The sequence below is a fragment of the Marinobacter sp. X15-166B genome (assembly GCF_001752365.1).
GTDB lineage: Bacteria > Pseudomonadota > Gammaproteobacteria > Pseudomonadales > Oleiphilaceae > Marinobacter.
Map to the genome: position 1 here is coordinate 3,179,990 of NZ_MEIY01000001.1, position 20,979 is coordinate 3,200,968.

Sequence of the window (20,979 nt, forward strand, 5' to 3'; positions counted from 1 at the left end):
AAACTGACCACTGGATTCCGTCGCAACGAGTCCGCCAATGAGCCGTGTCAACGATTCGCCGGACCCTGGGTCCACCCCCTGCGCCAGTGACGAACCTGTCGGTTGGCTGGCCCGCATCGTGCTGATCAACCGGCACGAGTGGCCGGCGGTGCTCGCCAGTTTTGTATACTTCTTTTTCCTGTTGTTCAGCTACTACATTCTTCGCCCGGTGCGGGACGAAATGGGCATCCGTGGCGGGGTGGAAAACCTGCAATGGCTCTTTACCGCCACCTTCGTCGCCATGTTGCTCGCCGTTCCCCTGTTTGCTGCCCTGGCAACCCACTTCCGACGCGCGGTCTTGCTGCCGGTGGTGTATGGCTTTTTCATTGTTTGTATCGGCGGGTTTTGGCTGTGGATGGAATCCGACCTTGCCATGACCTGGGCCGCGCGGGTGTTTTTTGTGTGGTTGTCAGTGTTCAACCTGTTTGTGGTGTCGGTGTTCTGGAGTTTCATGGCCGACATATTTGATGACCGCCAGGCCGCCCGCTTGTTCGCAGCCATCGCCGCCGGTGGCAGCGCGGGCGCCATTCTCGGCCCCGGACTGACCGGTCTGCTGGCGCAAATCATGGCACCACTACACTTGTTACCCATTGCGGGGGTGTCCCTGGCGCTAACCCTGCCCTGCATCTGGGCGGTACAGCATTGGCGGCCTTCATCAACAAATGGGAAACCGGCCACCCGCAACTCCCCTGACCGACCCTTGGGTGGCACCTTGCTGGAAGGCGTCCAGGCCATAAGGCGCTCTCGCTACCTGGGCGGCATCTGCGCGTTCATCTGGCTGTACACTACACTGGCAACTTTTCTCTATTTTGCCCAAGCTGACATTGTCAGCAGGACCTTTACCGACAGCGGAGATCGCACCTCGGTTTTTGCAGCGCTGGATTTTGCCACCAATACGGTGACTGTCGGGCTGCAGCTGTTTGTGACCGCCCGACTGGTGCGGAGCTTTGGCCTGGACCGCACCCTGGCGCTGATTCCGGTCGTCGTCGCCGTCGGGTTTGTGTGTCTCGCCCTGACCCCGGTACTGATCACCTTGCTGGTGTTCCAGTTGCTGCGCCGCGCCGGCAATTACGCCATCGCCAAGCCCGGGCGCGAAATGCTGTTCACGGTGATACCACGGATGGAAAAGTACAAGGCCAAGAACGTCATCGACACGGTCGTCTACCGCGGTGGCGACGCCCTGGCCGGCTGGGTGTACAGTGGGCTTGCCATGCAGGGGCTGGGACTGACCGGCATTTCTTGGGTGGCGGTGCCGATCGCACTTGGTTGGGCCACCATCGGTTTTCGGCTCGGCCAGGCACAGTCAGCGCGCGCAACCCGGCTGCACACAACCACAGAGCGGATGGAGAAGCCCCATGACCCGACCTGACCCCCACGCACCGATAGAACACCAGCTGTCGCGCCGGCGGTTCCTCAAACTCGCGTCCAGTGCCATGTTGCTGGGGGCGCTGGCACCCCGGGGTATTATGGCCGATACAGATTCACTCATCCGGCGGACGATTCCATCCACCGACGAGGGTATACCGGTGATTGGCCTGGGAACCGCCCGCACCTTCAATGTCTCTCCCGACAATCAATCCGCAATGGCGGCGCTCAGACAGGTCCTGAATCACTTTTACCAAGGTGGTGGACGGGTGGTGGACAGTTCCCCCATGTACGGCCATGCGGAAACGGTCGTCGGGCAATTGGCGGCGGATTTGGGTATTGCCGATGAGTTGTTCATGGCCACCAAAGTGTGGACCCGGGGGCAGCAGGAGGGAATCGCCCAGATGCAGCGGTCCGCCCAGCGCATGGGCGGAGGCCCGCTGGAGCTGATGCAGGTCCACAATCTGGTCGACACAGAGGCGCATCTGGAAACGCTGAAAGCCTGGCGCGAAGAAGGCCGCATCCGCTATATCGGCGTGACCCACTCCCGCACCCGTGCTTTTGATGAACTCACCAGACTGTGCGAGCAGGAACCGCTGGACTTCGTTCAGTTCAACTACAACATCCATGAACGGGAAGCCGAAAAGCGCTTGCTGCCCGCTGCCCGCGAGAATGGCGTGGCAACGCTCATCAACGAGCCTTTCGCGAAAGGGTCTTTGTTTCGGTTGGTGCGGGGCCAGGCCCTGCCGGACTGGGCCGCGGATCTCGGTGTCGCGAGCTGGGCCCAGTTCTTTCTCAAATTCATCGTCAGCCACCCGGCCGTCACCTGTGCCATCCCAGCGACCAGCAACCCGGAGCATGCCCTCGACAACATTGGCGCCGCCCACGGGTACGTTCCAGACCTGAAGGAAAGACGCCGGATGGCCGAGCACGTGCAGGCCATGTGGATGTGGCGTTAAACGTCAGCGATGCATGTAACCTTCCGAGAGCAATGGTGTCTGTAGTTACGAAGGCCATCCCGGTATCGGCGCAATTTTCTGATACTGCACAGGGTGGCGAGTCCGACACAGGAGGACACTCTCATGAACCTGTTCAAACTGTTCGCCGTGTTAGCGTTTCTATTCACCGGTGCCGTGTCCGCACAGGGCGTCAATATCGATGATATGGAATGCAGCGGGGATGTCGCTTGCACGATCGTCTCCGACTCTGTTGATAGCCCGGAGTCTTAAACACCCTGCCCCAACCCATACCCGCCGCTGTGCACTGCGCTGCGCCGGTGGGTACTCCTCTTGCTCCGGCACACTGCCGGCTGGCCGCATAGGCTTTGCGGATATGAGCGCAGCACCAATATGAAAAAACAGTCTGTAACGTTTGTCAGGAAAAGGTGTCTGTATTTATGAAGGTCACCATAGAATCGGCCAAATCGGGTGTTGCCGCTCACGGTGGCGAATCAGACACAGGAGTCCTCACTCATGAACCTGCTCAGATTGTTTGCCATGTTAGCGTTTTTGTTCGCCGGTTCAGCGTTTGCTGAAGGCGACGTCGGTGGCGTCAGTCACGATGACATCGAATGCAACGGCCATTACCCCTGCTTCATTGTCGATGGAGCGGTGGATGACAAAGATTTCTAGACACCAGCCAGACTCATTACCCGCCGCTGTCCGCAATCCCAGTTGCGGTGGTGGGTGCCCCCCTGCTCCACATCATGCCCGCCTGCCCGGTCCCGATTGCCATCGGGTCTGCCATTGTTCCCCTCAGCGCTTCTTTTTTGCAGGGAGTGGCGCACCGGATTCGCAATTCGTGAAGCCAGACACTGTTGCCACCTGACTAGCGGTTTATTCGCCAAGACAATACCGTATAATCAGGCCTGACGAAGCTTCTTCAAAGCGATCAATCACTTGTCAGACACAGGATCGGCCCGGGCGCAATGAGCAGCCGTTTATCAACCATAGGCACACTGCTGATAACCCAGCTGCTGACATGCTCGCTGCCCGTTGCGGCGGACAGCGTACGCCGCGTGGTTCATGCGGACGGTTCGGTCGAGTTCACCAATATCCGGGAGAGCGAGCGCCGCCGCGCATCCAGCAAGGACGAAGTCGTCTTCCGCTACACGGACGAACGCGGTATCGTGTCCTATTCCAGCATTCAGCCCGACAGTAACGCTTACGAAGTCATACGCTTTGAGTGTTATGCCTGTGACCCTGATTCCACGGTGGACTGGCGCACCACCCCGCTCTTTTTGACGCCGTTCCGGGACGAAATCAATGTCGCCAGCGCGGAGTATAACGTCGATCCTGCCCTGGTTCGGGCGGTGATCCACGCGGAGTCGGCTTTTAACCCCAACGCCCTGTCACCCAAGGGGGCCCAGGGGCTTATGCAATTGATGCCGGGCACCGCCGCCGAACTCGGCGTGCAGAATGCCATGGCTGCTGCCGAGAACATTCGCGGCGGAGTCCATTATCTGGCCCGGATGTTGCGGCGGTTTGACGGCGACATCCGTCTGGCAACCGCTGCCTACAACGCCGGTCCCGGTGCGGTTGGCCGTCACGGAGGTATACCCCCCTACGCGGAGACCAAAGCGTACGTCCGACGGGTAGGCATATTGCGCGAGCGGTATGCCGCCCACTAGCACGCCGGCCTCACCGGGACGACCAAGAGTACTTGAGACAGGAACTTACCATGAGCGCTTTAAAATCCGGGACCATCGCTATCTGCCTTTTATTGATGCTGAGCGGCTGCTCCAGTGCAGGCCCCAAAGGCAGCTCCACCCGGGTCGGTTACACCGAAACCGGCCTGGCGTCCTACTACGCCATGAAGTTCCAGGGCAGACAAACAGCCAACGGCGAGCGCTTCAACCAGTCGGCCAGCACGGCCGCTCACAAGACGTTGCCGTTTGGCACCCGGGTCAAAGTCACCAATTCCCGCAATGGCAAAAGTGTGGTGGTCCGAATCAACGACCGGGGGCCCTTTGTGCGTGGCCGGGTGATTGATTTGTCCCGATCCGCGTTTGAACGCATCGGCAACCTCGACACAGGTGTCATTCCGGTGAAAGTTGAAGTCATCCGGTGAAAACAGATGGTGTCTGAAAACCTCTGCCCTTAAACTGTCGACCTGCACTCAATACAATTCAAACGTCAGGAGGCACCATGAGCATTACTCGCATCCGTCCCGCCGCCCGCATGAGTCAGGTGGTCATTCACAACAACACCGCTTATCTGTGTGGCCAGGTCCCGGAAGACACCAGCCAGGGCATGGTCGAACAGACCCGGTCGATGCTGGAGAAGGTTGATGCTTTGCTGACAGAAGTGGGCAGCGATCGCAACCACCTGCTGAGCGCTACGATTTATGTCAAAGACATGAGCCTGTTTGCCGAGATGAACGAAGTCTGGGACAACTGGGTGCCCAGTGGCCACGCCCCTGCCCGCACCTGTGTCCAGGCGCCCATGGCCAATCCGGACTATTTGGTGGAAGTGTCAGTGGTTGCCGCGATTCCTGCGGGCTGATTGCGGCACACCGCAAGGCACGTAAAAGCACGTCAACTCCGGAACTGACGTGCTTTCTGAAGGAAACGCTGTATGTGCGGCCGCTACAATGTCATCGACGACCCCAAGGTCCAGGACTTACTGACCATTCTGGGCATTCCCCTTCGCGCCCAGACCCGCCTTAACATCGCACCGGGTGGCAGCGGACAGATCGTCTATCAAACTGCGCAACAACGCACCCTGGTGGATGCCATCTGGTCATTGCTGATCGAACGCAAACCCGACAACACGGGATACCGCCCGTCCCCCAGATACAGCACTTTCAATGCCCGCGCGGGAAGTCTGGCCTCCAGCCCACTGTGGAAGGCACGACTCCACCGCCAACGCGCCATCATACCCGCCAGTGGATTCCATGAGTGGACGGGGGAAAAAGGTCACAAACAGTGTTACCACATCCGCGCGGCCAAGGGAGCAATCGCCTTTGCGGGTCTGTACGAATTGTGGGATTTCGACGGCGACCTGGTACCCGCGTACACCATTATCACCCTGCCACCCCCCCCCGGTTCGCACATATTCACCCCAAGAGCCTGCCGCTGATGCTGTCACCGGAAGATTTTGATCGGTGGTTGGACCCCCAACTCACCAACACAGACCCACTGCAGCACCTGTTTGAAACCCGTATACGGCAACCACTGCTGGTCGAACCCGTCCGCTCGCCGCTTAATCTGGAACCGGTGGGTGCGATCGAAGAGATTGCAGCGGACAACCAATAATGACGGTGTACACCGAAGCACGGGCCATGACGGACTGACCGGGCGGACGCCAGAGGCGAACGTGACACAATCACAGGAAGGTTTACAGGGGCACAGAGGCTACAGCGGCCCCCGGGAGGCCTTCTTCGTCGGAACAGCCGCATAGCAAACGGCGACCAACCGTCCCCGCTTGCCATGCATGTGCTGTATGGTTACCTCAGATCATGCCGAGTTTTTCCAATGTTTTCCGGTAGGCCTCGGAGCGTTGTTTGATACCTTCGCCATACTCCTCCGGGCCTTCGTATATCTTGGGCAGGCCAGTGGTCCGGTAGTATTCAACAATGTCCGGGTCTTCCATGGCAGCTTTGAACGCATCATGAATGACCTTCAGCCGGTCTTTGGGGGTGCCTTTTGGGGCAATGATCCCCATGGGGTAACTGGCGGCGATGTCTATTCCAACCTCTGAGCTTAACGGAATGTTGTCGTAGGCCGGATGGTTGGGTTTGACTTTCGTCAGGAACACCAGCGGTCTGACTTCACCCCCGTTATGCAGATCGGGCAAAGAGTAGCTTCCCATCACCTGACCGCTCAGCATGGCACTCTGGCCCTGTGCATGGCCTTCGAACGGAATATGGCGGATTTCAACGCCGGCCGCCTCGGCCACCTGTTCCATTGACAGGTGGGTTCCGCTACCGGTGCCACCCGGGGTGGTATAGGTGAATTTGCCCGGATTCCGGGCAGTGAACTCGAGCCACTGCTCATAGGTTTTGATGGGCGAGGAGTCGAGCACGTTGAGGGCCGCCGGAATCTCCAGAAACGCGATCACCGGCTCAAAATCCTCCGCGGTCCAGCTGGTGCGACCGTAGTGGGGCTGGAGCTCCAGGACACCACCGGGCAGAAAACCCAGGGTGTAGCCGTCCGGATCGGCGTTAGCGACAACGGATATGCCGATGGTGGCCGCACCGCCTGGCTTGTTGATCACCACCGTGCGCTGTTCGTTCGGTAGGTATTTGCTGATGACCCGGCTGAACGCACGGGCAAAGACGTCCGTTGTCCCACCGGCACCAAATGGCACGACCAGTTCGATCGGCCGGTCCGGAAACTCGTCGGCAATCGCGGGTGAGAAGGCGGTGGCCACGCTAAGGGCGGCAGAGCAAAGCAGGGTGTGGATTTTTTTCATAATAACTACCTGTTGTTATTGGACTTGGTGGTGTCGCTCAGACCCGTTCGCCGTCGATGCGATCAGCCTCGACCCAGCAGGCGTGGGCACCGTTGGGAATCCGCAGCGGCAGTACGATGGTGGCGATCGGCCCCCGGGTGATGTCTTTGGCATCCAGGATCACGCATTCGGAACGGTCCGCGTTCATGTCGGTTACCAGGGTAATCAGGTAGCCATCGTCTTCGTCGACGGCACCGTCGCGCAGGGCAATCTGGCATTCGCTGCCGGTGCGGCCTTCCCCGAATTCGTAGCGCTGGAACGAGTTGGTCAGCAGATCGTATTTTTTCACCCCGGAAATCCACCACGGCCGGTCACCGAGAATGGCGTTGTAACTGTAGCGGTACTGCTTGCCCACATACTCGTTACTGACCACCGGAAACTCGGTGATCTCGTCGTCCAGATACTCTTCTTTGGTCTTGCCGGTCTTCAGATTGAAGGTCCAGCGGTGCATCCGGTAGCGGGTAAGCGACTTGTCAAAATTCTCGGTGATGTTCTTGATGGTCTCGCGGGTCTGTTTGCCCACCTGGGGTTTTTGCGGGCTGGTGGTGATGCAGCCTTCCATCACCACGTCATCGCCGTTTTCGTAACAGTTGGACAGGTGGAGAATGAAGCACGGGCTGGCTTCAAACCATTGGATATCGTCGTTGGTGCCGTGCCGCGGAATGATGCCGAAGCGGGCCGGCATGGTGTCAAAGAAAGTGACCTTACGTTCGCCTTTGGCCAGCAGTTCCGGGTCAAAAATGAACGGCAGATCGTGCAGGATGGAGTAGTTCTTGGTTACGCCCAGATCGTGGGGCCAGCGCACCCCCGGCAACTCGATAGGCGTGTAGTGTTTGAGCGTGCTGTCGCTGCCGACCACCCCGTAGTGCATATACGGCGGCCGTTCGCTGAAGTTGAAAAACATCAGTTCACCGGTGTCGTTGTCCACCTTGAAGTGGGAACAAATACCCTGATGCGGAGCAACGGTGGTGTTCCAGAGATCCGGGTCCAGGGGCTCCAGGGTGCGTGGGTCAATGCGGTTGCCTTCACTGCACTGGGACATGGTGGCGATCAGCTTGCCGGCGTGGCATATGACGTCGGTGCCGGCGTTGTCTTTCATCAACCCGGTGCTGCCCCAGCCCCGGCGCGTGCCCAGATGCGGCTCCAGGATGCCAGGCCAGAGCGACTTGCCCGCAGCCTGCTCGGCCAAAAAGCCGGTGGTGCGCACGAACCGGTTGCGATAGGTGGCTTTACCTTCCTCAAAATGCACGGCATGGAGCATGCCGTCGCCATCAAACGCATGGTAAACGCCAATCGGTTCATGCACCTGCACGTGGCCGTTGCGGACGTAGATGCCATTCAGGTCTTTGGGAATCTCACCGATGACTTCAAGGCTGTCGGTAGTGGCGGTGTACTCTTTACCGATAGGGGTAAAATGATCGCGCAGCAGTGGGTTGTCATTGTCTTCGCGGACCGTAATCTTAATTTCATTTTCCAACGTAATCATTCTGTAACCTTTTGTTTTTATTTCTATTACTTAGCTCGTCGACGGTCGGGAGGCCCTGACGAAGCCAAGTCAGGCTCACCCCCCACTCTGCAATCAGTGATCGTGTATTGCGAAGACCGAGCCCACCAAAACCAGTCTAGGTATTTACTTATATAAGTCAATATTTATTTCAGGAGCAAGCTCGCCGGACCTTCCCCCGCTCCGGTATCGCTGACGCGCCACCCATCCATAGTTCATTGATCCCACGCCAGGTTGCCGCTCCGATCAAGGGCGCCCCTTGCCCGAACCTGCTGGTCTTCTGCCCCGTGTTTTCTTTACCAGGCCGGTTACCCACCCGGTGGCTTGCCGTACATCCCCACGCGGCCTGGATAGCCGTAGCCTGCGGGAGCGCGCTCCGATGGCTGAAATACGATGACACCGGTGTCCGACCATGATCACGCAAAGCCGGCCAGCGCACAGCAAGTGGCGCCGGCGGTCCGACAGGACGTCAATTTGAATGGCACTGACCACGTCTTGTTTGAAACGGAGCTGGGCGATGGCGAGGAATTAACAAGGAGGCACTCACCAGGTGGCGGATGTCGGCCACGTGTCTGGCGAATGGGTGCTGTCTACAGCGGAATGACGACCTGCATCCGAAATGAGAACATCTTGGTAAGCTATTGATTTCAATGGTGCCCGGAGCCGGAATCGAACCGGCACGATCGTAACCGATCGAGAGATTTTAAGTCTCTTGTGTCTACCAATTTCACCATCCGGGCTATTCGGAGGAGGTCTGAGGAAATCAGAGGGCAGGATTGTATAAGGCCTTGCGCCATAACGCAATTCAAAAACTTCGCGAGCATACTGTTCTGGTGGCCACCGGCGCACCAATCCTCGCTTGCGCAACGGCTTTCCTGCTGCGGCGGCGAAGCTGTCAGGTCGGTTTAACGGCCTTACCCTGATAGATGTGGCCCGCAATCCGGGGGGCTGCGGGAATATAAAAATTATCAATGGTCTCGATTGCAAATCCCGCATCGGTAATCAGTTGCGCGATGTCCCGGTTCAGGTGACAGCCCCCGGCGATTTTTTTCCAGCCCGGGGTGATTCGGTGCTGCCAGACGCTGACCGATGGCTCGGGAGACAAGCCATGCTCCAGAAACAACAAGTGCCCCCCGGGTTTTAGCACCCTGAGCATTTGCGCAAGCGCCGCCTGACTGTCCGCAATGGTGCACAGAGTGAACGTGACCAGGACGGTGTCGACGGATGCGTCCGCCAAAGGGATCTGCTCGCCGGGCAGGTCCAGCCACTCAACCGGCACCGGCGACTGACCAAGATTTTTGCCCGCTTTGCGGCGCATGCCTGCGGACGGCTCCAGACCGTACACGAGACTGACGGCGGCCGGGTTGTAGAGTGCCAGGTTAATGCCCGACCCCATACCGATCTCCAGGACTATGCCCTGCGCCTGCGGTACCACCTGGCGGCGAAGCTTCATGACCTGGCCAAGGGAGCAAACCTTATCAATCAGGTGCGGCAGAATTCGCTCATTGTAGAATTTCATAGCCTGGCCCGATATCAATCACCCTGCCGGCTAAACCTTAAATTCTCGCCGGCCTTGAACTATCCTTGGTGGTACGTGTCATGGTATGGGACTTGTGTGTAAGCACACCATGATAGGTGCTTTAGTATAGGTGCTTATCCTCCGATGGTCGGCTTGTACGGCCATTTTTCCAGAACGTACGTCTACTCTTTGACTAGCGGAGGTTCATTTGGAACTCGACCCACTCCTTTTATCACGCATCCAGTTTGCGTTTGTGATCTCCTTTCACGCGATCTTCCCGGTCTTTACCATTGGTCTGGCGTCCTACGTTGCGTTACTTGAGGGGTTGTTTTTCAAAACCAGAAACCCGGTATGGATGAAGCTGTCCGCCTTCTGGACCAAGGTATTTGCGGTGGTGTTCGGGATGGGTGTGGTGTCCGGCATTGTGATGTCGTTTCAGTTCGGCACCAACTGGAGTAATTTCGCACAGGCCACCGCCAATTTTCTCGGCCCCATGCTCAGCTACGAGGTGTTGACGGCCTTTTTTCTCGAAGCCTCGTTTCTGGGTGTGCTGTTGTTCGGTCGCGACCGGGTACCTGCCGGAGTGCACCTGTTTGCGGCGATCATGGTGGCCACCGGCACCTTTATATCCACCTTCTGGATTCTTTCCGCCAACAGCTGGATGCAAACCCCGGCCGGTGTCGAGCTGCGGGACGGGGTGTTCCACGTACTCTCCTGGGGCGAAGCCATTTTCAACCCGTCCTTCCCCTACCGGTTCATGCATATGGTGATCGCATCCTTCCTGACCGGCAGTTTTGTCGTGGCCGGGGTCAGTGCCTGGTACCTGCTGCGCGGGCGCGAGGTCACCGCCAATAAAAAAGCCTTGTCCATGTGCCTGTGGGTGATCCTTATTCTGGCCCCCACCCAGGCGGTGGTCGGTGACTTTCACGGTCTCAATACACTCGAACACCAGCCCACCAAGGTGGCGGCGATGGAAGGCAACTGGGACACCCAGGCCAACGTGCCCTTGCTGTTGTTTGCGCTTCCGGATCAGGACAACCAGACCAATCACTTCGAGATCGGCATTCCCGGTGTCGCCAGCCTGATTCTGACCCACGACGTCAACGGGGTGGTCCCGGGCCTGAAAGACGTACCACCGGCCGAGCAACCCCCGGTGGCGATTGTATTCTGGTCGTTCCGCACCATGGTCGCCATCGGGATGCTGATGATCCTGTTCGGGATCACCGGGCTGGTGTTGCGCCGGGACGACCGCTACTGGCGGGCGCGCTGGTATCTGCAGGGGCTGCGGTTCATGAGCATCGCCCCCTTTATTGCGGTGTTGACCGGCTGGTTCGTGACCGAAACAGGCCGGGCCCCCTGGCTGGTATACGGACTGATGACCCACGCCGAAGGGGTGACGCCGTCGCTGACCGGAGCCATGGCGCTGTTCACCCTGATCGGTTACATCCTGGTGTACGCCCTGGTGTTCAGTGCGGGGCTCTATTACCTGATGCGGGTGCTGTACGTCGGGCTGGAAGACCGGCATGAAGAGCTGGAGAGCGACCGGCCCATGCGGCCCCTGTCAGCGGCGCATGTGCCTTTTGAGATCGGTGGCCAGGACCCGTCCAACCAAACTTCAGGAGGCCGATAATTATGCAGGTACTTGATATTGCGGTTATCTGGGCGTTTATTATCGGCTTTGGCATCATCATGTATGTGCTGATGGATGGCTTTGTGCTTGGGGTCGGCATTCTGTTCCCCTTCGCCCCGGATGAGGAGGCCAGGGACACCATGATGAACTCGGTGGCCCCCATCTGGGACGGCAATGGCACCTGGCTGGTGCTGGGCGGTGCCGGCCTGTTGGCGGCCTTCCCGCGGGTGTACAGCATCTTTCTGCCGGCGCTCTACATTGGCGTGTTTTTGCTGCTGGCCGGCTTGATCTTTCGCGGCATATCCTTTGAGTTCCGGTTCAAGGCCAATACTTCCCGATATCTGTGGAATAGCGCGTTCGCAGGCGGGTCCATGGTGGCGGCCTTCGCACAGGGGGCAGTGGTGGGCACCTACATCCAGGGGATTGAGACCGTAGATGGCGTTTATGTGGGCGGCGCGCTGGACTGGTTGACGCCGTTTACCGTTCTGACCGGTTTGGGCATGCTGATCGGCTACTCTCTGCTCGGCACCACCTGGTTGATCCTCAAGACCGAAGGGGACCTGCAACACTGGGCCCGTCGTCTCGCCATACCCTTGCTGGGCGCCGTATTGGCGGTGTTTGCCATCATCAGTGTGTGGACGCCCTTTGTAGACGAACTGGTGAAGGAACGTTGGTTCTCCAATTTGAGCATCATCTGGGTGTTGCCCCTGCTGAGCCTGTTGTGCGCGGTGCAGATTTTCCGCTCGGTACGTCAAGGCCGTCAAACCATGCCTTTCGCCGCCACCATGGGGCTGTTTATCACCACCTACCTGGGGCTCCTGGTGAGCCGCTGGCCCTACGTGGTGCCGCCCAACTACACTCTGTGGGACGCCTCTTCAGCGTACGAATCGCAACTCTTCCTGTTGCTGGGTTTGTTGTTTGTGATTCCCATTGTGCTGACCTATACCGCCTGGACTTACTGGGTATTCCGCGGCAAAGTCCGCGCGGGCGAGGGCTACCATTAAGTGCCACCCTCCGCTCAGCAGGGCGCCCGTCAGTGGTTGCGCGCACTGGCCTCCGGCAACAGATTTTTGGTTGTATCCACTGTGGGTGCCGGGTTGGTGGCAGCGCTGGCCACCATCGCACAAATGGGGATACTGGCGCACCTTGTGCATCAGGGCGTCATTGCCCGACAACCCGTCAGTACCCTGTCGCCCTGGTTCGGCGGGCTCGTTGGTGCAATTGCGCTGCGGGCGTTAGCCCAAGGGATTCAGGCGCAACTGGCGGCACACAGCAGCCACGCCATCCGAGCGCGGGTGCGCCGTCAATTGCTGACCGCCTGGCACCATCAGGGCCCGATTAAACTGAAGGCGTCTTCCGCTGCCGAGTTGGCCAGCGAATGGCTGGATCAGGTGGACGCACTGCATGGCTACTTCGCCCGTTTTCTTCCACAAATGTGGCTCAGCCTGCTCGTGCCGTTACTTGTTCTGCTGGTGGTGGCCAGCCTGGACTGGCTGGCTGCCCTCTTCTTGCTGCTGTCTGCGCCGCTGATCCCGGTATTCATGGCGCTGGTCGGGATGGGCGCAGAACAGGTCAATCAGCGACACTTCGAAACCCTCGGACGTCTGGCGGGGCAATTTCTGGACAAGGTTCGTGGGTTAACCACGCTGAATCTGTTCGGGGGCATTCCAGTCGCCACCGAAGCGCTCCGCACGCAGTCGGATGCGTATCGCCGGATCACCATGAAAACCCTGAAGATTGCCTTCCTGTCGTCGGCGGTGCTTGAGTTTTTTTCCTCCGTCGCCATTGCCATTGTCGCCATGTATGTGGGTTTCGGGCTACTGGGTTACATACGCATCGGGCCCTCGGAAAACCTGACCCTGTTCAGTGGGTTGTATGTGCTGCTGCTGGCCCCGGAGTTTTTTCAGCCACTGCGCCTACTGTCGCAACACTACCACGACCGCGCCGCTGCTCTGGGGGCCGCGCAACTGTTAGGTAACCGCACCGGCTCCGCCCAAGCCGTCAGCCCGCCGGCAACCCAAAGCTCCACGAGCACCCTCGACGCGGCGGTCAATGTTCTGGTGCTGGACCGGGTCAGCGTTGGTTTTGCGACCCGGCCCGCAGTACTGACTGACGTCTCCATGGGTATCCGGCGGGGTGAGTCGGTAGCCCTGACCGGGCCTTCCGGAAGTGGCAAATCCACCCTCTTGCATCTGATGGCAGGATTTCTGCCGCCGGATTCGGGCAGGGTGTCCGGGGTCAACCAGCAACCCTTCGGGTGGCTGGGGCAATCCCCCTTTGTCGTTCAGGGCACCTGGGCGGAAAACCTGCGCCTGGTGGCTCCGCAAGCCAACGACGCGACGCTATTCGATGCCTTGGCACGGGTTGGTCTGGCACCTTTGGTAAAGGCCCGCAGCGCCGGTATTCACAGCCCTGTCACCGAATCGGGCGGCGGCTTGTCGGGTGGGCAAGCGCGCAGACTGAGCCTGGCGCGTATCTTTCTGGGCGATTTTGATCTGGTGTTGCTCGATGAGCCCACCGCAGGGCTGGATGCGGGTAGCGAGTCGGTGGTAATAACAGCCTTGCAAGAGCTGCACGCGGCGGGCAAGACTCTGGTGTTTTCCACCCACCACCCTCAACTGCTGGCGTTGGCTGACCGAGTCATCGATGTCCGTGAGGGTCAGTTGCACCATGCATGAACTTTTCCCCTGGCTCTCCCTGATTCTGCAACGGCGCCAACGGCTGCTCGTCGGCGGACTGCTGATCCTGTTCACCGCCATCTCCGGATTGGGCCTGCTGGCACTGTCGGGGTGGTTCATCAGTGCCACCGCGATGACCGGGTTGCTGTTGGCCGCCGGGGTGCCATCGTCGTTGAATATTTACACACCCGGTGGCGGCATCCGCTTTTTTGCCATCAGCCGGACCCTGGGCCGTTACGCCGAGCGGGTGTACAACCACGACACCATACTGCGCCTGCTGGCCGATACCCGGGTCCGCTTGTTTCAGGGTCTGGTCACCGCCAAGCCGGACGTGCAGACAGGCCGCACGGGCGCCCAATGGCTGACCCGCCTGACCAGTGATCTCGACGCCCTGGACACCCTGTACATCCGTCTGGTGGCGCCCTCTGCGGTGGCACTGATCATCTCCGGTACGGTGGCTGCGCTTGCCGGCTGGCTCTTGCCCCCCGCGTACGCGGCGATACTTGCCGCCTGCTTGCTGGGGGCCTTGTTGCTGGCAACCCTGGGGCTGTTTTACCGGACCCGCCGACTTGCGGGCGCGCGGGTACTCAGTGAAGAACGCATCCGGGTGACCGCAGTGGCCTACGTAGAAGGCAACGCCGAGCTAACCGCCGCCGGCACATGGGACTTTCACGCCAGCCAACTGCAAAACCTGACCGGGAACTTTTCCCGGCAACAGGCAATCGTGGATGTGCGCACCGGTTGGCATCAGGCGGTTGCCACCCTGTTAACCAACGGCGCCGCGGTCGCGGCATTGGCCGGGGGGTTGTTGATGGTTGAAAGTGGCGCCATCAGCGGCCCGGTCAGCGTAATATTTCCGTTGCTGCTGCTTGGCTTTGGCGAGGTTTACGGCGCACTGCCCGAGGCGTTCGGACGGCTGGGCGGAACGATTGCAGCCGCCGCCCGATTAAACCGGGATTGCGCAGCGCCCGTGGGGGCCGCTCCGGCAGAGGAACCGTTTGCCGATGCCAACGTCTCCCCCGCAGGCGCCTGTCTGACCCTAACCGAGGTGAGCGTCCATTACGGCGAGTCGGCAGCGGCCCTCGGCCCGCTGTCTCTGGCCCTGACAGCCGGCCAGCATCTGGGCGTCATCGGTGCGTCCGGCAGTGGCAAATCCACTCTGGCCAACGTCTTGGCCGGCCTGATCCCCCCCCAACACGGTCGCGTTACACGCCATGTCGCGCCAGGGGACCTTGCGTACCTGACCCAGCGCACGGTGCTGTTCAATGACACCTTGCGCAACAATCTGGTGCTGGACGGCCGGGTGTTAAGCGACCAACAGCTCTGGCGCATCCTGGCGCTGGTGGACCTTACCGAGCGGGTAGCCACCATGCCAGACGGGCTTGATAGCTGGCTGGGTGCGCATGGCCACAGCTTATCCGGTGGAGAGGCGCGGCGTGTAGCGCTGGCCCGAACCCTGTTGACCGAGGCCAGCGTAGTGATTCTGGATGAGCCCTTTACCGGGGTGGATCACGCCACCCGGGCGCGGATCAGCGCAGCGCTGGCGGAGGAATTAGCCACCCGCACTCTGGTGGTGCTGGCCCATGATCGTGATGCCCTGCTGCCCACGGATCGGCTGATCCATCTGCAGCAGGCGCGCTGCGCGGTCTAATCGGTGTGCACCACCTCGAAGGTCAACCCGGCCCGCTCGGTCAGCCGGGTGAGCAGTTGGTCCCCGAACAGAGCGGCCGGCGTCCAGAAGCCTCCCGGCTGATCTGTCGCGCCAATATCAAAAGCCAGGCACGCCGCAGCCTCTCCCAGCATCTTGCTGGTGGAGCCGTACCCAGGATCGGCATCACCCGTGACTTTGGTGGTGATGGTCTGCCCTGCGGCGGTGTGACCAACGAATCGCAGATCGTAAAACCCGTTTTTCTGGGCCTCCGCCGTGGGCCCCTCTCCGGGCTTGGGCAGCACAAAACGCTCCAGCGCCCAGCGCGTGGGTTTGATGGCCGAACCGAGCATGAACCCACCCAACCCGGCCACCAGCCCATAGGCAGCAACGCGCCCCTTGAGCCCCCGACCGGTCATCATCGCTTCGTCGTAGGTGAAGTTTTCGCCGTACGCCGCACCCTGCAGGGCGTTCGAACGATGCACAATGCGGGTGTTGATCGCAGCCATGATAAATGGCGCCAGCCACACGTCGAACTGGTCGTCATAGCGCGGCGCTTTCAGATTGGGCTGGCGAACGTCGGGCCGATGCTCCGGGGGGCAAATAGAATAGGGATTGGCCAGTTCTTTACGCAACGCAGGGTCCGCCGCGATTTCTTTGGAGATATTGACCATGCTGGCCACCGTGCCGCCTGACAGCCCACCTTTAGCGGCTTTCACCCGCATCCGCACGCTGTCACAGGGGACGCCGAAGGCTTTTTGCGCTTGCTGCTGCAAATACCAGACCCCCAGATCGGAGGGAATCGAATCGAACCCGCAACAGTGGACAATGCGCGCACCGCTGGCTTTGGCCTGGGCTTCGTAGGTTTCGATCATCCGGCGAATCCACTGCACTTCGCCGGTGAGATCACAATAATCCGTGCCCGTCTCCACGCAGGCTTTGATCACCGGTTCGCCGTACAACGCATATGGGCCGACGGTGGACACAAGGACGCGGGTTTGCTCACACAGCTGCACGAGACTGGCGGGGTCCTTGGCATCGGCCACGACCACCGGCAACCCTTCGGCTGCGGCGCCCAGTTGTTCTTTGAGTCGGGTCAGCTTGGTGGCTGACCGGCCGGCAATGGCCCACTTGACTTGCTGGCCCACGCCGTGTGTGCGTAGCAAGTAGGCCGCGACAATCTGACCGACGAAACTGGTCGCACCGAACACCACCAGATCAAACTTATTGTTGTTCATTCGTTTTCCTTAACCAAAAAAAGGCGCTTAATAGCGCCTTTTTTGTAACTGAAGCAATAGGTTATACTACTTTCTTCAATTCTTCTTCAAGCTGCGGTACCGCTTCGAACAAATCCGCGACCAGACCGTAATCGGCCACCTGGAAAATCGGTGCGTCTTCGTCCTTGTTGATCGCGACGATCACTTTGGAGTCAGACATACCGGCCAGATGCTGAATGGCCCCGGAAATTCCCACGGCAATGTACAGCTGGGGGGCAACGATTTTACCGGTCTGGCCGACCTGCATATCGTTGGGTACAAACCCGGCGTCAACGGCGGCCCGGGACGCGCCAACCGCCGCTCCCAGAATATCGGCAATCTGCTCCAGCATTTTGAAGTTTTCACCGTTTTGCATGCCACGACCACCGGATACCACGGTACCGGCACTGGCCAGGTCAGGACGGTCAGACTTGGCCAGTTCTTCGCCTACGAAGGAAGACAAGCCGGCATCTTTTACGACATCGACCGCCTCAACATTAGCCGCTCCGCCGTCAGCGGCCACCGGATCGAACCCGGTCGGACGCACGGTAATCACCTTGATGCTGTCGCCGGACTGGACCGTAGCAACCGCATTACCTGCATAAATCGGACGTACAAAGGTGTCTGCAGACTCAACCCGGATGATGTCGGAAACCTGGGCAACATCCAGCAGGGCCGCAACCCGGGGCATAAAATCTTTACCGGTGGTGCCTGCGGAGGTCAGGATGTGACTGTAGTTTTGGCCCAGCTCAACAACCAGAGCGGCCAGGTTTTCACCCAGAAAGTGCTCGTAAACGGCATTGTCAGCGACCAGCACCTTGCTGACGCCTTCAGCTTTCGCAGCGGCTTCGGCTACGGCGCCACAGTTCGCACCTGCCACCAGCAGATCAATATCGCCACCGATGGCTTTGGCCGCGGCAACCACGCTCAGAGTTGCCGGTTTCAGGCTGCTGTTGTCATGTTCAGCAATTACAAGGATGCTCATTCAGATCACCTTCGCTTCGTTCTTCAGTTTGTTAACCAGCTCTGCAACGTCAGCCACCTTCACCCCTGCCTGGCGGGCAGCCGGAGCTTCTACTTTCAAGGTCTTGAGACGCGGTGCCAGCTCCACACCCAGGTCAGCCGGGCTCATGGCGTCGATCGGCTTTTTCTTGGCCTTCATGATGTTCGGCAGTGAGGCATAGCGCGGCTCGTTCAGGCGCAAGTCAGTGGTAACAACCGCCGGCAGGCTGAGTGCAACTGTCATCAGACCGCCGTCTACTTCGCGGGTAACGTTGACTTTGTCACCATCAACAACCACTTCAGAGGCGAAAGTGCCCTGCCCCATACCGCTCAGTGCTGCCAGCATCTGGCCGGTCTGGTTGTTGTCGGTATCGATCGACTGTTTGCCAAGAATAACCAGCTTGGGCTCTTCTTTATCAACAATTGCCTTCAGCAGTTTGGCGGCTTCGAGAGACTGAACTTCTTCGTCCGTCTCCACATGGATGCCACGGTCGGCACCCAGCGCCAGAGCGGTACGAATTTGCTCCTGAGCGGCTTTCGGCCCGATGGACACGACAACGATTTCAGTGGCTACACCCTTTTCCTTAAGACGAACCGCTTCTTCAACCGCGATTTCACAGAAAGGGTTCATAGCCATTTTGACGTTGGCAAGATCAACACCGGTGTTGTCCGGCTTGACACGCACTTTGACGTTGTAGTCGATAACTCGTTTTACAGCGACCAGAACCTTCATAGATTCCTCGTTCTTCTACGATGGGTTTAAAGACTCGCAAGCAGTAGCGCTCGATGGCGAACAGCGTTCGAATACCGTTGATACCAGCGCTCATGTTGCCTGTCGTGTCGATTCATCAGCCGACAAACCGAACGTTGTAACTGCTGTCACGCCCGAAGGCGCACTGTCAGAACCGGAATAATACTGACTGCAAAGCTCGGACGGGTCAATAGTCCGTATGCACCAATACATCGCCACAATCACCTCCTGACGGGGTTTGCGGCCCGTTTTCCGGCGTTCAGCGGTGTCGAATCGCGCCAAAATCCAAGCGAACGCTTGTTTGAATTTTAAAAAGTTATATTCTGAAGAGGTACGCGGTTGATAAAGTAGGTATTATTACGACCCAGACCTTTTAACCCTATATACCTACATAAAAGACGTTTGAGGAGACCAACGTGGAACGCGAATCGATGGAGTTTGATGTTCTGATCGTCGGCGGTGGACCGGCCGGCCTGTCAGCCGCTTGCCGTGTGATGCAGCTGGCGCAAGAATCTGGCGAAGACCTGTCCGTGTGTGTCGTCGAAAAGGGATCCGAAATCGGCGCGCACATATTGGCGGGCACGGTATTCGAGCCCACAGCCCTGACCGAACTCTTCCCCGACTGGAAAGATAAAGGCGCACCCTTGCACACACCGGTAACCCGGGATGATATTTTCCTGCTGCGCAACCAGCAGGCGGCGACCAAAGTCCCCGGGGCCTTTGTGCCCAAAAACATGCACAACCACGGCAACTACATTATCAGCCTGGGTAACTTGTGCCGCTGGCTGGCCGAGCAAGCCGAAGCGCTGGGAGTCGAGGTCTACCCTGGTTTTGCGGCCTCCGAAACCATTATCGAGGACGGTCAGGTTAAAGGCATCATCACCGGTGACATGGGGGTTGCCCGTGACGGCAGCCAGAAAGACAGCTACATGCCCGGCATGGAACTGCGCGCCAAGTACACCCTGTTTACCGAAGGCTGTCGCGGCCACCTCGGCAAGCGTCTGATCAACGACTTCAAACTGGACGAGGGCAAAGATCCTCAGCATTATGGCATTGGTATCAAAGAGTTGTGGGATATTGACCCCGCCAAACATGAACCTGGCCTGGTGGTGCACACCACCGGCTGGCCACTGAATGAAAGCGGTTCTACCGGTGGCTCCTTCCTGTACCACCTGGAAAATGGCCAGGTGTACGTTGGTCTGATCACCGATCTGGCGTACAGCAACCCCCACCTGAGTCCGTTTGAAGAATTCCAGCGTCTGAAGCTTCACCCGGAAATTCGCAAGTATCTGGAAGGCGGCAAACGGGTATCCTATGGCGCCCGGGCCCTGACCAAAGGTGGTTTCAACGCGTTGCCCAAAATGAGCTTCCCCGGCGGTCTGCTGCTGGGCTGTAATGCAGGCACCCTCAACAGCTCGAAAATCAAAGGCTCGCACACGGCGATGAAATCAGGTCTGCTCGGCGCCGAAGCCGTGTTTGAAGCATTGAAAGCAGGCAAGACCGGCGAAGAAATCACCAGTTTCGCAGATCGCTTCAAGGACAGCTGGCTGTACAAAGAACTCTACGACGAGCGCAACTTTGGTCCGGCCATGCACAAGTTCGGCAACATCGTCGGGGGCGCCATCGCCTTCCTCGAGCAGAACGTGCTGCGCCGCAGCCTGCCCTTTACCTTCCGCGATATGACGCCGGACCACGCCACCCTGAAACCGGCGGCCGAGGCCAAAAAAATCGACTATCCGAAGCCGGACAACACCCTGACGTTCGATCGTCTCACCTCAGTGTTCATCTCGAACACCAACCACGAGGAAGATCAGCCGATCCACCTCAAGCTGGCCGATCCGGACGTACCCATCAACGAGAACCTGCCCAAGTACGACGAACCCGCCCAGCGTTACTGCCCGGCCGGCGTGTATGAAGTGGTGGAGCAGGACGATGGCAGCGGCAAACGCTTCCAGATTAACGCGCAGAACTGCGTGCACTGTAAGACCTGTGACATTAAAGACCCGGCCCAGAACATCACCTGGGTCACACCGGAAGGTGGCGGTGGTCCTAACTATCCAAACATGTAAGACTGGATGTCGTCTGAGAAAGCCCACCTGATGGTGGGTTTTTTCTTTTTGTCACAGGGCGTTTT

At 59.0% G+C, this 20,979-nt stretch carries 20 protein-coding genes and 1 tRNA gene; 14 read left to right on the forward strand and 7 right to left on the reverse strand.

The annotated features are described in order from the left end of the window. Positions 1-37: 37 nt before the first annotated feature. The 9 genes from BG841_RS14980 to BG841_RS17480 all read left to right on the forward strand — a co-directional run bounded on the left by BG841_RS14980 (position 38) and on the right by BG841_RS17480 (position 5,659). Entirely contained in the window at positions 38-1,408 is a 1,371-nt protein-coding gene (locus tag BG841_RS14980) for an NTP/NDP exchange transporter (RefSeq protein WP_083260282.1), read from the forward strand. Further along, a complete protein-coding gene (locus BG841_RS14985) occupies positions 1,395-2,363 on the forward strand; it encodes an aldo/keto reductase (RefSeq protein WP_083260283.1) in 969 nt (322 codons plus the stop codon). Before BG841_RS14980 ends, BG841_RS14985 begins: the two co-directional genes overlap by 14 nt. A 123-nt stretch (positions 2,364-2,486) precedes the next feature. Next, positions 2,487-2,633 carry a hypothetical protein gene (locus BG841_RS17110; RefSeq protein ID WP_158007623.1) on the forward strand — a complete coding sequence of 49 codons (147 nt, stop codon included), beginning with the start codon at positions 2,487-2,489 and terminating at the stop codon, positions 2,631-2,633. A 243-nt stretch (positions 2,634-2,876) separates the two neighbouring features. Next, a complete protein-coding gene (locus BG841_RS17115; protein ID WP_158007624.1) occupies positions 2,877-3,035 on the forward strand; it encodes a hypothetical protein in 159 nt (52 codons plus the stop codon). Between the two features lie 296 nt (positions 3,036-3,331). Further along, complete coding sequence (locus BG841_RS14990) at positions 3,332-4,033, forward strand: lytic transglycosylase domain-containing protein (protein ID WP_070058382.1); 702 nt, start codon at positions 3,332-3,334, stop codon at positions 4,031-4,033. 50 nt (positions 4,034-4,083) lie between these two features. Further along, positions 4,084-4,473, forward strand: a complete 390-nt coding sequence (locus tag BG841_RS14995; protein WP_070058383.1) for a septal ring lytic transglycosylase RlpA family protein — start codon at positions 4,084-4,086, stop codon at positions 4,471-4,473. 77 nt (positions 4,474-4,550) lie between these two features. After that, positions 4,551-4,907 (forward strand): RidA family protein, encoded by a 357-nt coding sequence (locus BG841_RS15000; protein WP_070058384.1) that lies wholly within the window; start codon positions 4,551-4,553, stop codon positions 4,905-4,907. A 72-nt stretch (positions 4,908-4,979) separates the two neighbouring features. After that, positions 4,980-5,483, forward strand: a complete 504-nt coding sequence (locus BG841_RS15005) for an SOS response-associated peptidase (RefSeq protein ID WP_228141677.1) — start codon at positions 4,980-4,982, stop codon at positions 5,481-5,483. Then, complete coding sequence (locus tag BG841_RS17480) at positions 5,483-5,659, forward strand: SOS response-associated peptidase (RefSeq protein WP_228141678.1); 177 nt, start codon at positions 5,483-5,485, stop codon at positions 5,657-5,659. Before BG841_RS15005 ends, BG841_RS17480 begins: the two co-directional genes overlap by 1 nt. A 196-nt stretch (positions 5,660-5,855) precedes the next feature. Here the strand turns inward: BG841_RS17480 and BG841_RS15010 are convergent, their stop codons facing one another. From BG841_RS15010 to BG841_RS15025, 4 genes are all read right to left on the reverse strand, one after another. After that, a complete protein-coding gene (locus BG841_RS15010; RefSeq protein WP_070058385.1) occupies positions 5,856-6,818 on the reverse strand; it encodes a Bug family tripartite tricarboxylate transporter substrate binding protein in 963 nt (320 codons plus the stop codon). A 37-nt stretch (positions 6,819-6,855) separates the two neighbouring features. Beyond that, positions 6,856-8,343 (reverse strand): carotenoid oxygenase family protein, encoded by a 1,488-nt coding sequence (locus BG841_RS15015; RefSeq protein WP_070058386.1) that lies wholly within the window; start codon positions 8,341-8,343, stop codon positions 6,856-6,858. A 669-nt stretch (positions 8,344-9,012) separates the two neighbouring features. After that, a tRNA-Leu gene (locus BG841_RS15020) sits at positions 9,013-9,101 on the reverse strand. A 155-nt stretch (positions 9,102-9,256) separates the two neighbouring features. Then, positions 9,257-9,880 carry a class I SAM-dependent methyltransferase gene (locus BG841_RS15025; protein ID WP_070058387.1) on the reverse strand — a complete coding sequence of 208 codons (624 nt, stop codon included), beginning with the start codon at positions 9,878-9,880 and terminating at the stop codon, positions 9,257-9,259. Positions 9,881-10,088: 208 nt separating this feature from the next. On the opposite strand from BG841_RS15025, the gene BG841_RS15030 reads away from it, so the two are divergent. Genes BG841_RS15030 through cydC form a run of 4 tightly spaced genes read left to right on the forward strand, consistent with a single transcriptional unit; the run spans position 10,089 to position 15,839 of the window. Then, positions 10,089-11,510 carry a cytochrome ubiquinol oxidase subunit I gene (locus BG841_RS15030; RefSeq protein WP_070058388.1) on the forward strand — a complete coding sequence of 474 codons (1,422 nt, stop codon included), beginning with the start codon at positions 10,089-10,091 and terminating at the stop codon, positions 11,508-11,510. 2 nt (positions 11,511-11,512) lie between these two features. Beyond that, on the forward strand, positions 11,513-12,514 hold the full coding sequence (gene cydB / locus BG841_RS15035; RefSeq protein WP_070058389.1) for a cytochrome d ubiquinol oxidase subunit II: 1,002 nt from the start codon (positions 11,513-11,515) through the stop codon (positions 12,512-12,514). Next, a complete protein-coding gene (gene cydD, locus BG841_RS15040) occupies positions 12,515-14,188 on the forward strand; it encodes a thiol reductant ABC exporter subunit CydD (RefSeq protein WP_070058390.1) in 1,674 nt (557 codons plus the stop codon). Next, positions 14,181-15,839 carry a thiol reductant ABC exporter subunit CydC gene (cydC, locus tag BG841_RS15045; RefSeq protein ID WP_070058391.1) on the forward strand — a complete coding sequence of 553 codons (1,659 nt, stop codon included), beginning with the start codon at positions 14,181-14,183 and terminating at the stop codon, positions 15,837-15,839. The genes cydD and cydC overlap by 8 nt, the downstream gene beginning before the upstream one ends. Here cydC and BG841_RS15050 read toward each other — a convergent pair. From BG841_RS15050 to BG841_RS15060, 3 genes are all read right to left on the reverse strand, one after another. Continuing rightward, on the reverse strand, positions 15,836-17,074 hold the full coding sequence (locus tag BG841_RS15050; RefSeq protein WP_070058392.1) for a saccharopine dehydrogenase family protein: 1,239 nt from the start codon (positions 17,072-17,074) through the stop codon (positions 15,836-15,838). The two genes, cydC and BG841_RS15050, sit on opposite strands and share 4 nt — an antisense overlap. Positions 17,075-17,135: 61 nt before the next feature. Further along, positions 17,136-18,077: an electron transfer flavoprotein subunit alpha/FixB family protein gene (locus tag BG841_RS15055; RefSeq protein ID WP_070058393.1), complete on the reverse strand. Its 942-nt coding sequence runs from the start codon at positions 18,075-18,077 to the stop codon at positions 17,136-17,138. Then, complete coding sequence (locus BG841_RS15060; protein ID WP_070058394.1) at positions 18,078-18,827, reverse strand: electron transfer flavoprotein subunit beta/FixA family protein; 750 nt, start codon at positions 18,825-18,827, stop codon at positions 18,078-18,080. A 434-nt stretch (positions 18,828-19,261) separates the two neighbouring features. Here BG841_RS15060 and BG841_RS15065 point away from each other — a divergent pair, with 434 nt between their 5' ends. Beyond that, positions 19,262-20,914, forward strand: coding sequence for an electron transfer flavoprotein-ubiquinone oxidoreductase (locus BG841_RS15065; RefSeq protein WP_070058395.1), 1,653 nt, complete (start codon positions 19,262-19,264; stop codon positions 20,912-20,914). The last annotated feature ends 65 nt before the right edge of the window (positions 20,915-20,979 follow it).

Excerpts from the sequence above, each read along its gene's own strand:
- BG841_RS15000 (WP_070058384.1), top strand. The coding sequence starts at position 4,551 with ATGAGCATTACTCGCATCCGTCCCGCCGCCCGCATGAGTCAGGTGGTC.
- BG841_RS17480 (WP_228141678.1), top strand. The coding sequence starts at position 5,483 with ATGCTGTCACCGGAAGATTTTGATCGGTGGTTGGACCCCCAACTCACC.
- BG841_RS15015 (WP_070058386.1), bottom strand. The coding sequence starts at position 8,343 with ATGATTACGTTGGAAAATGAAATTAAGATTACGGTCCGCGAAGACAAT.
- BG841_RS14980 (WP_083260282.1), top strand. The coding sequence starts at position 38 with ATGAGCCGTGTCAACGATTCGCCGGACCCTGGGTCCACCCCCTGCGCC.
- BG841_RS14985 (WP_083260283.1), top strand. The coding sequence starts at position 1,395 with ATGACCCGACCTGACCCCCACGCACCGATAGAACACCAGCTGTCGCGC.
- BG841_RS14990 (WP_070058382.1), top strand. The coding sequence starts at position 3,332 with ATGAGCAGCCGTTTATCAACCATAGGCACACTGCTGATAACCCAGCTG.
- BG841_RS14995 (WP_070058383.1), top strand. The coding sequence starts at position 4,084 with ATGAGCGCTTTAAAATCCGGGACCATCGCTATCTGCCTTTTATTGATG.
- BG841_RS15025 (WP_070058387.1), bottom strand. The coding sequence starts at position 9,880 with ATGAAATTCTACAATGAGCGAATTCTGCCGCACCTGATTGATAAGGTT.
- cydB (WP_070058389.1), top strand. The coding sequence starts at position 11,513 with ATGCAGGTACTTGATATTGCGGTTATCTGGGCGTTTATTATCGGCTTT.
- BG841_RS15005 (WP_228141677.1), top strand. The coding sequence starts at position 4,980 with ATGTGCGGCCGCTACAATGTCATCGACGACCCCAAGGTCCAGGACTTA.
- BG841_RS15050 (WP_070058392.1), bottom strand. The coding sequence starts at position 17,074 with ATGAACAACAATAAGTTTGATCTGGTGGTGTTCGGTGCGACCAGTTTC.
- BG841_RS15060 (WP_070058394.1), bottom strand. The coding sequence starts at position 18,827 with ATGAAGGTTCTGGTCGCTGTAAAACGAGTTATCGACTACAACGTCAAA.
- BG841_RS15010 (WP_070058385.1), bottom strand. The coding sequence starts at position 6,818 with ATGAAAAAAATCCACACCCTGCTTTGCTCTGCCGCCCTTAGCGTGGCC.
- BG841_RS17110 (WP_158007623.1), top strand. The coding sequence starts at position 2,487 with ATGAACCTGTTCAAACTGTTCGCCGTGTTAGCGTTTCTATTCACCGGT.
- BG841_RS15055 (WP_070058393.1), bottom strand. The coding sequence starts at position 18,077 with ATGAGCATCCTTGTAATTGCTGAACATGACAACAGCAGCCTGAAACCG.
- BG841_RS17115 (WP_158007624.1), top strand. The coding sequence starts at position 2,877 with ATGAACCTGCTCAGATTGTTTGCCATGTTAGCGTTTTTGTTCGCCGGT.
- cydC (WP_070058391.1), top strand. The coding sequence starts at position 14,181 with ATGCATGAACTTTTCCCCTGGCTCTCCCTGATTCTGCAACGGCGCCAA.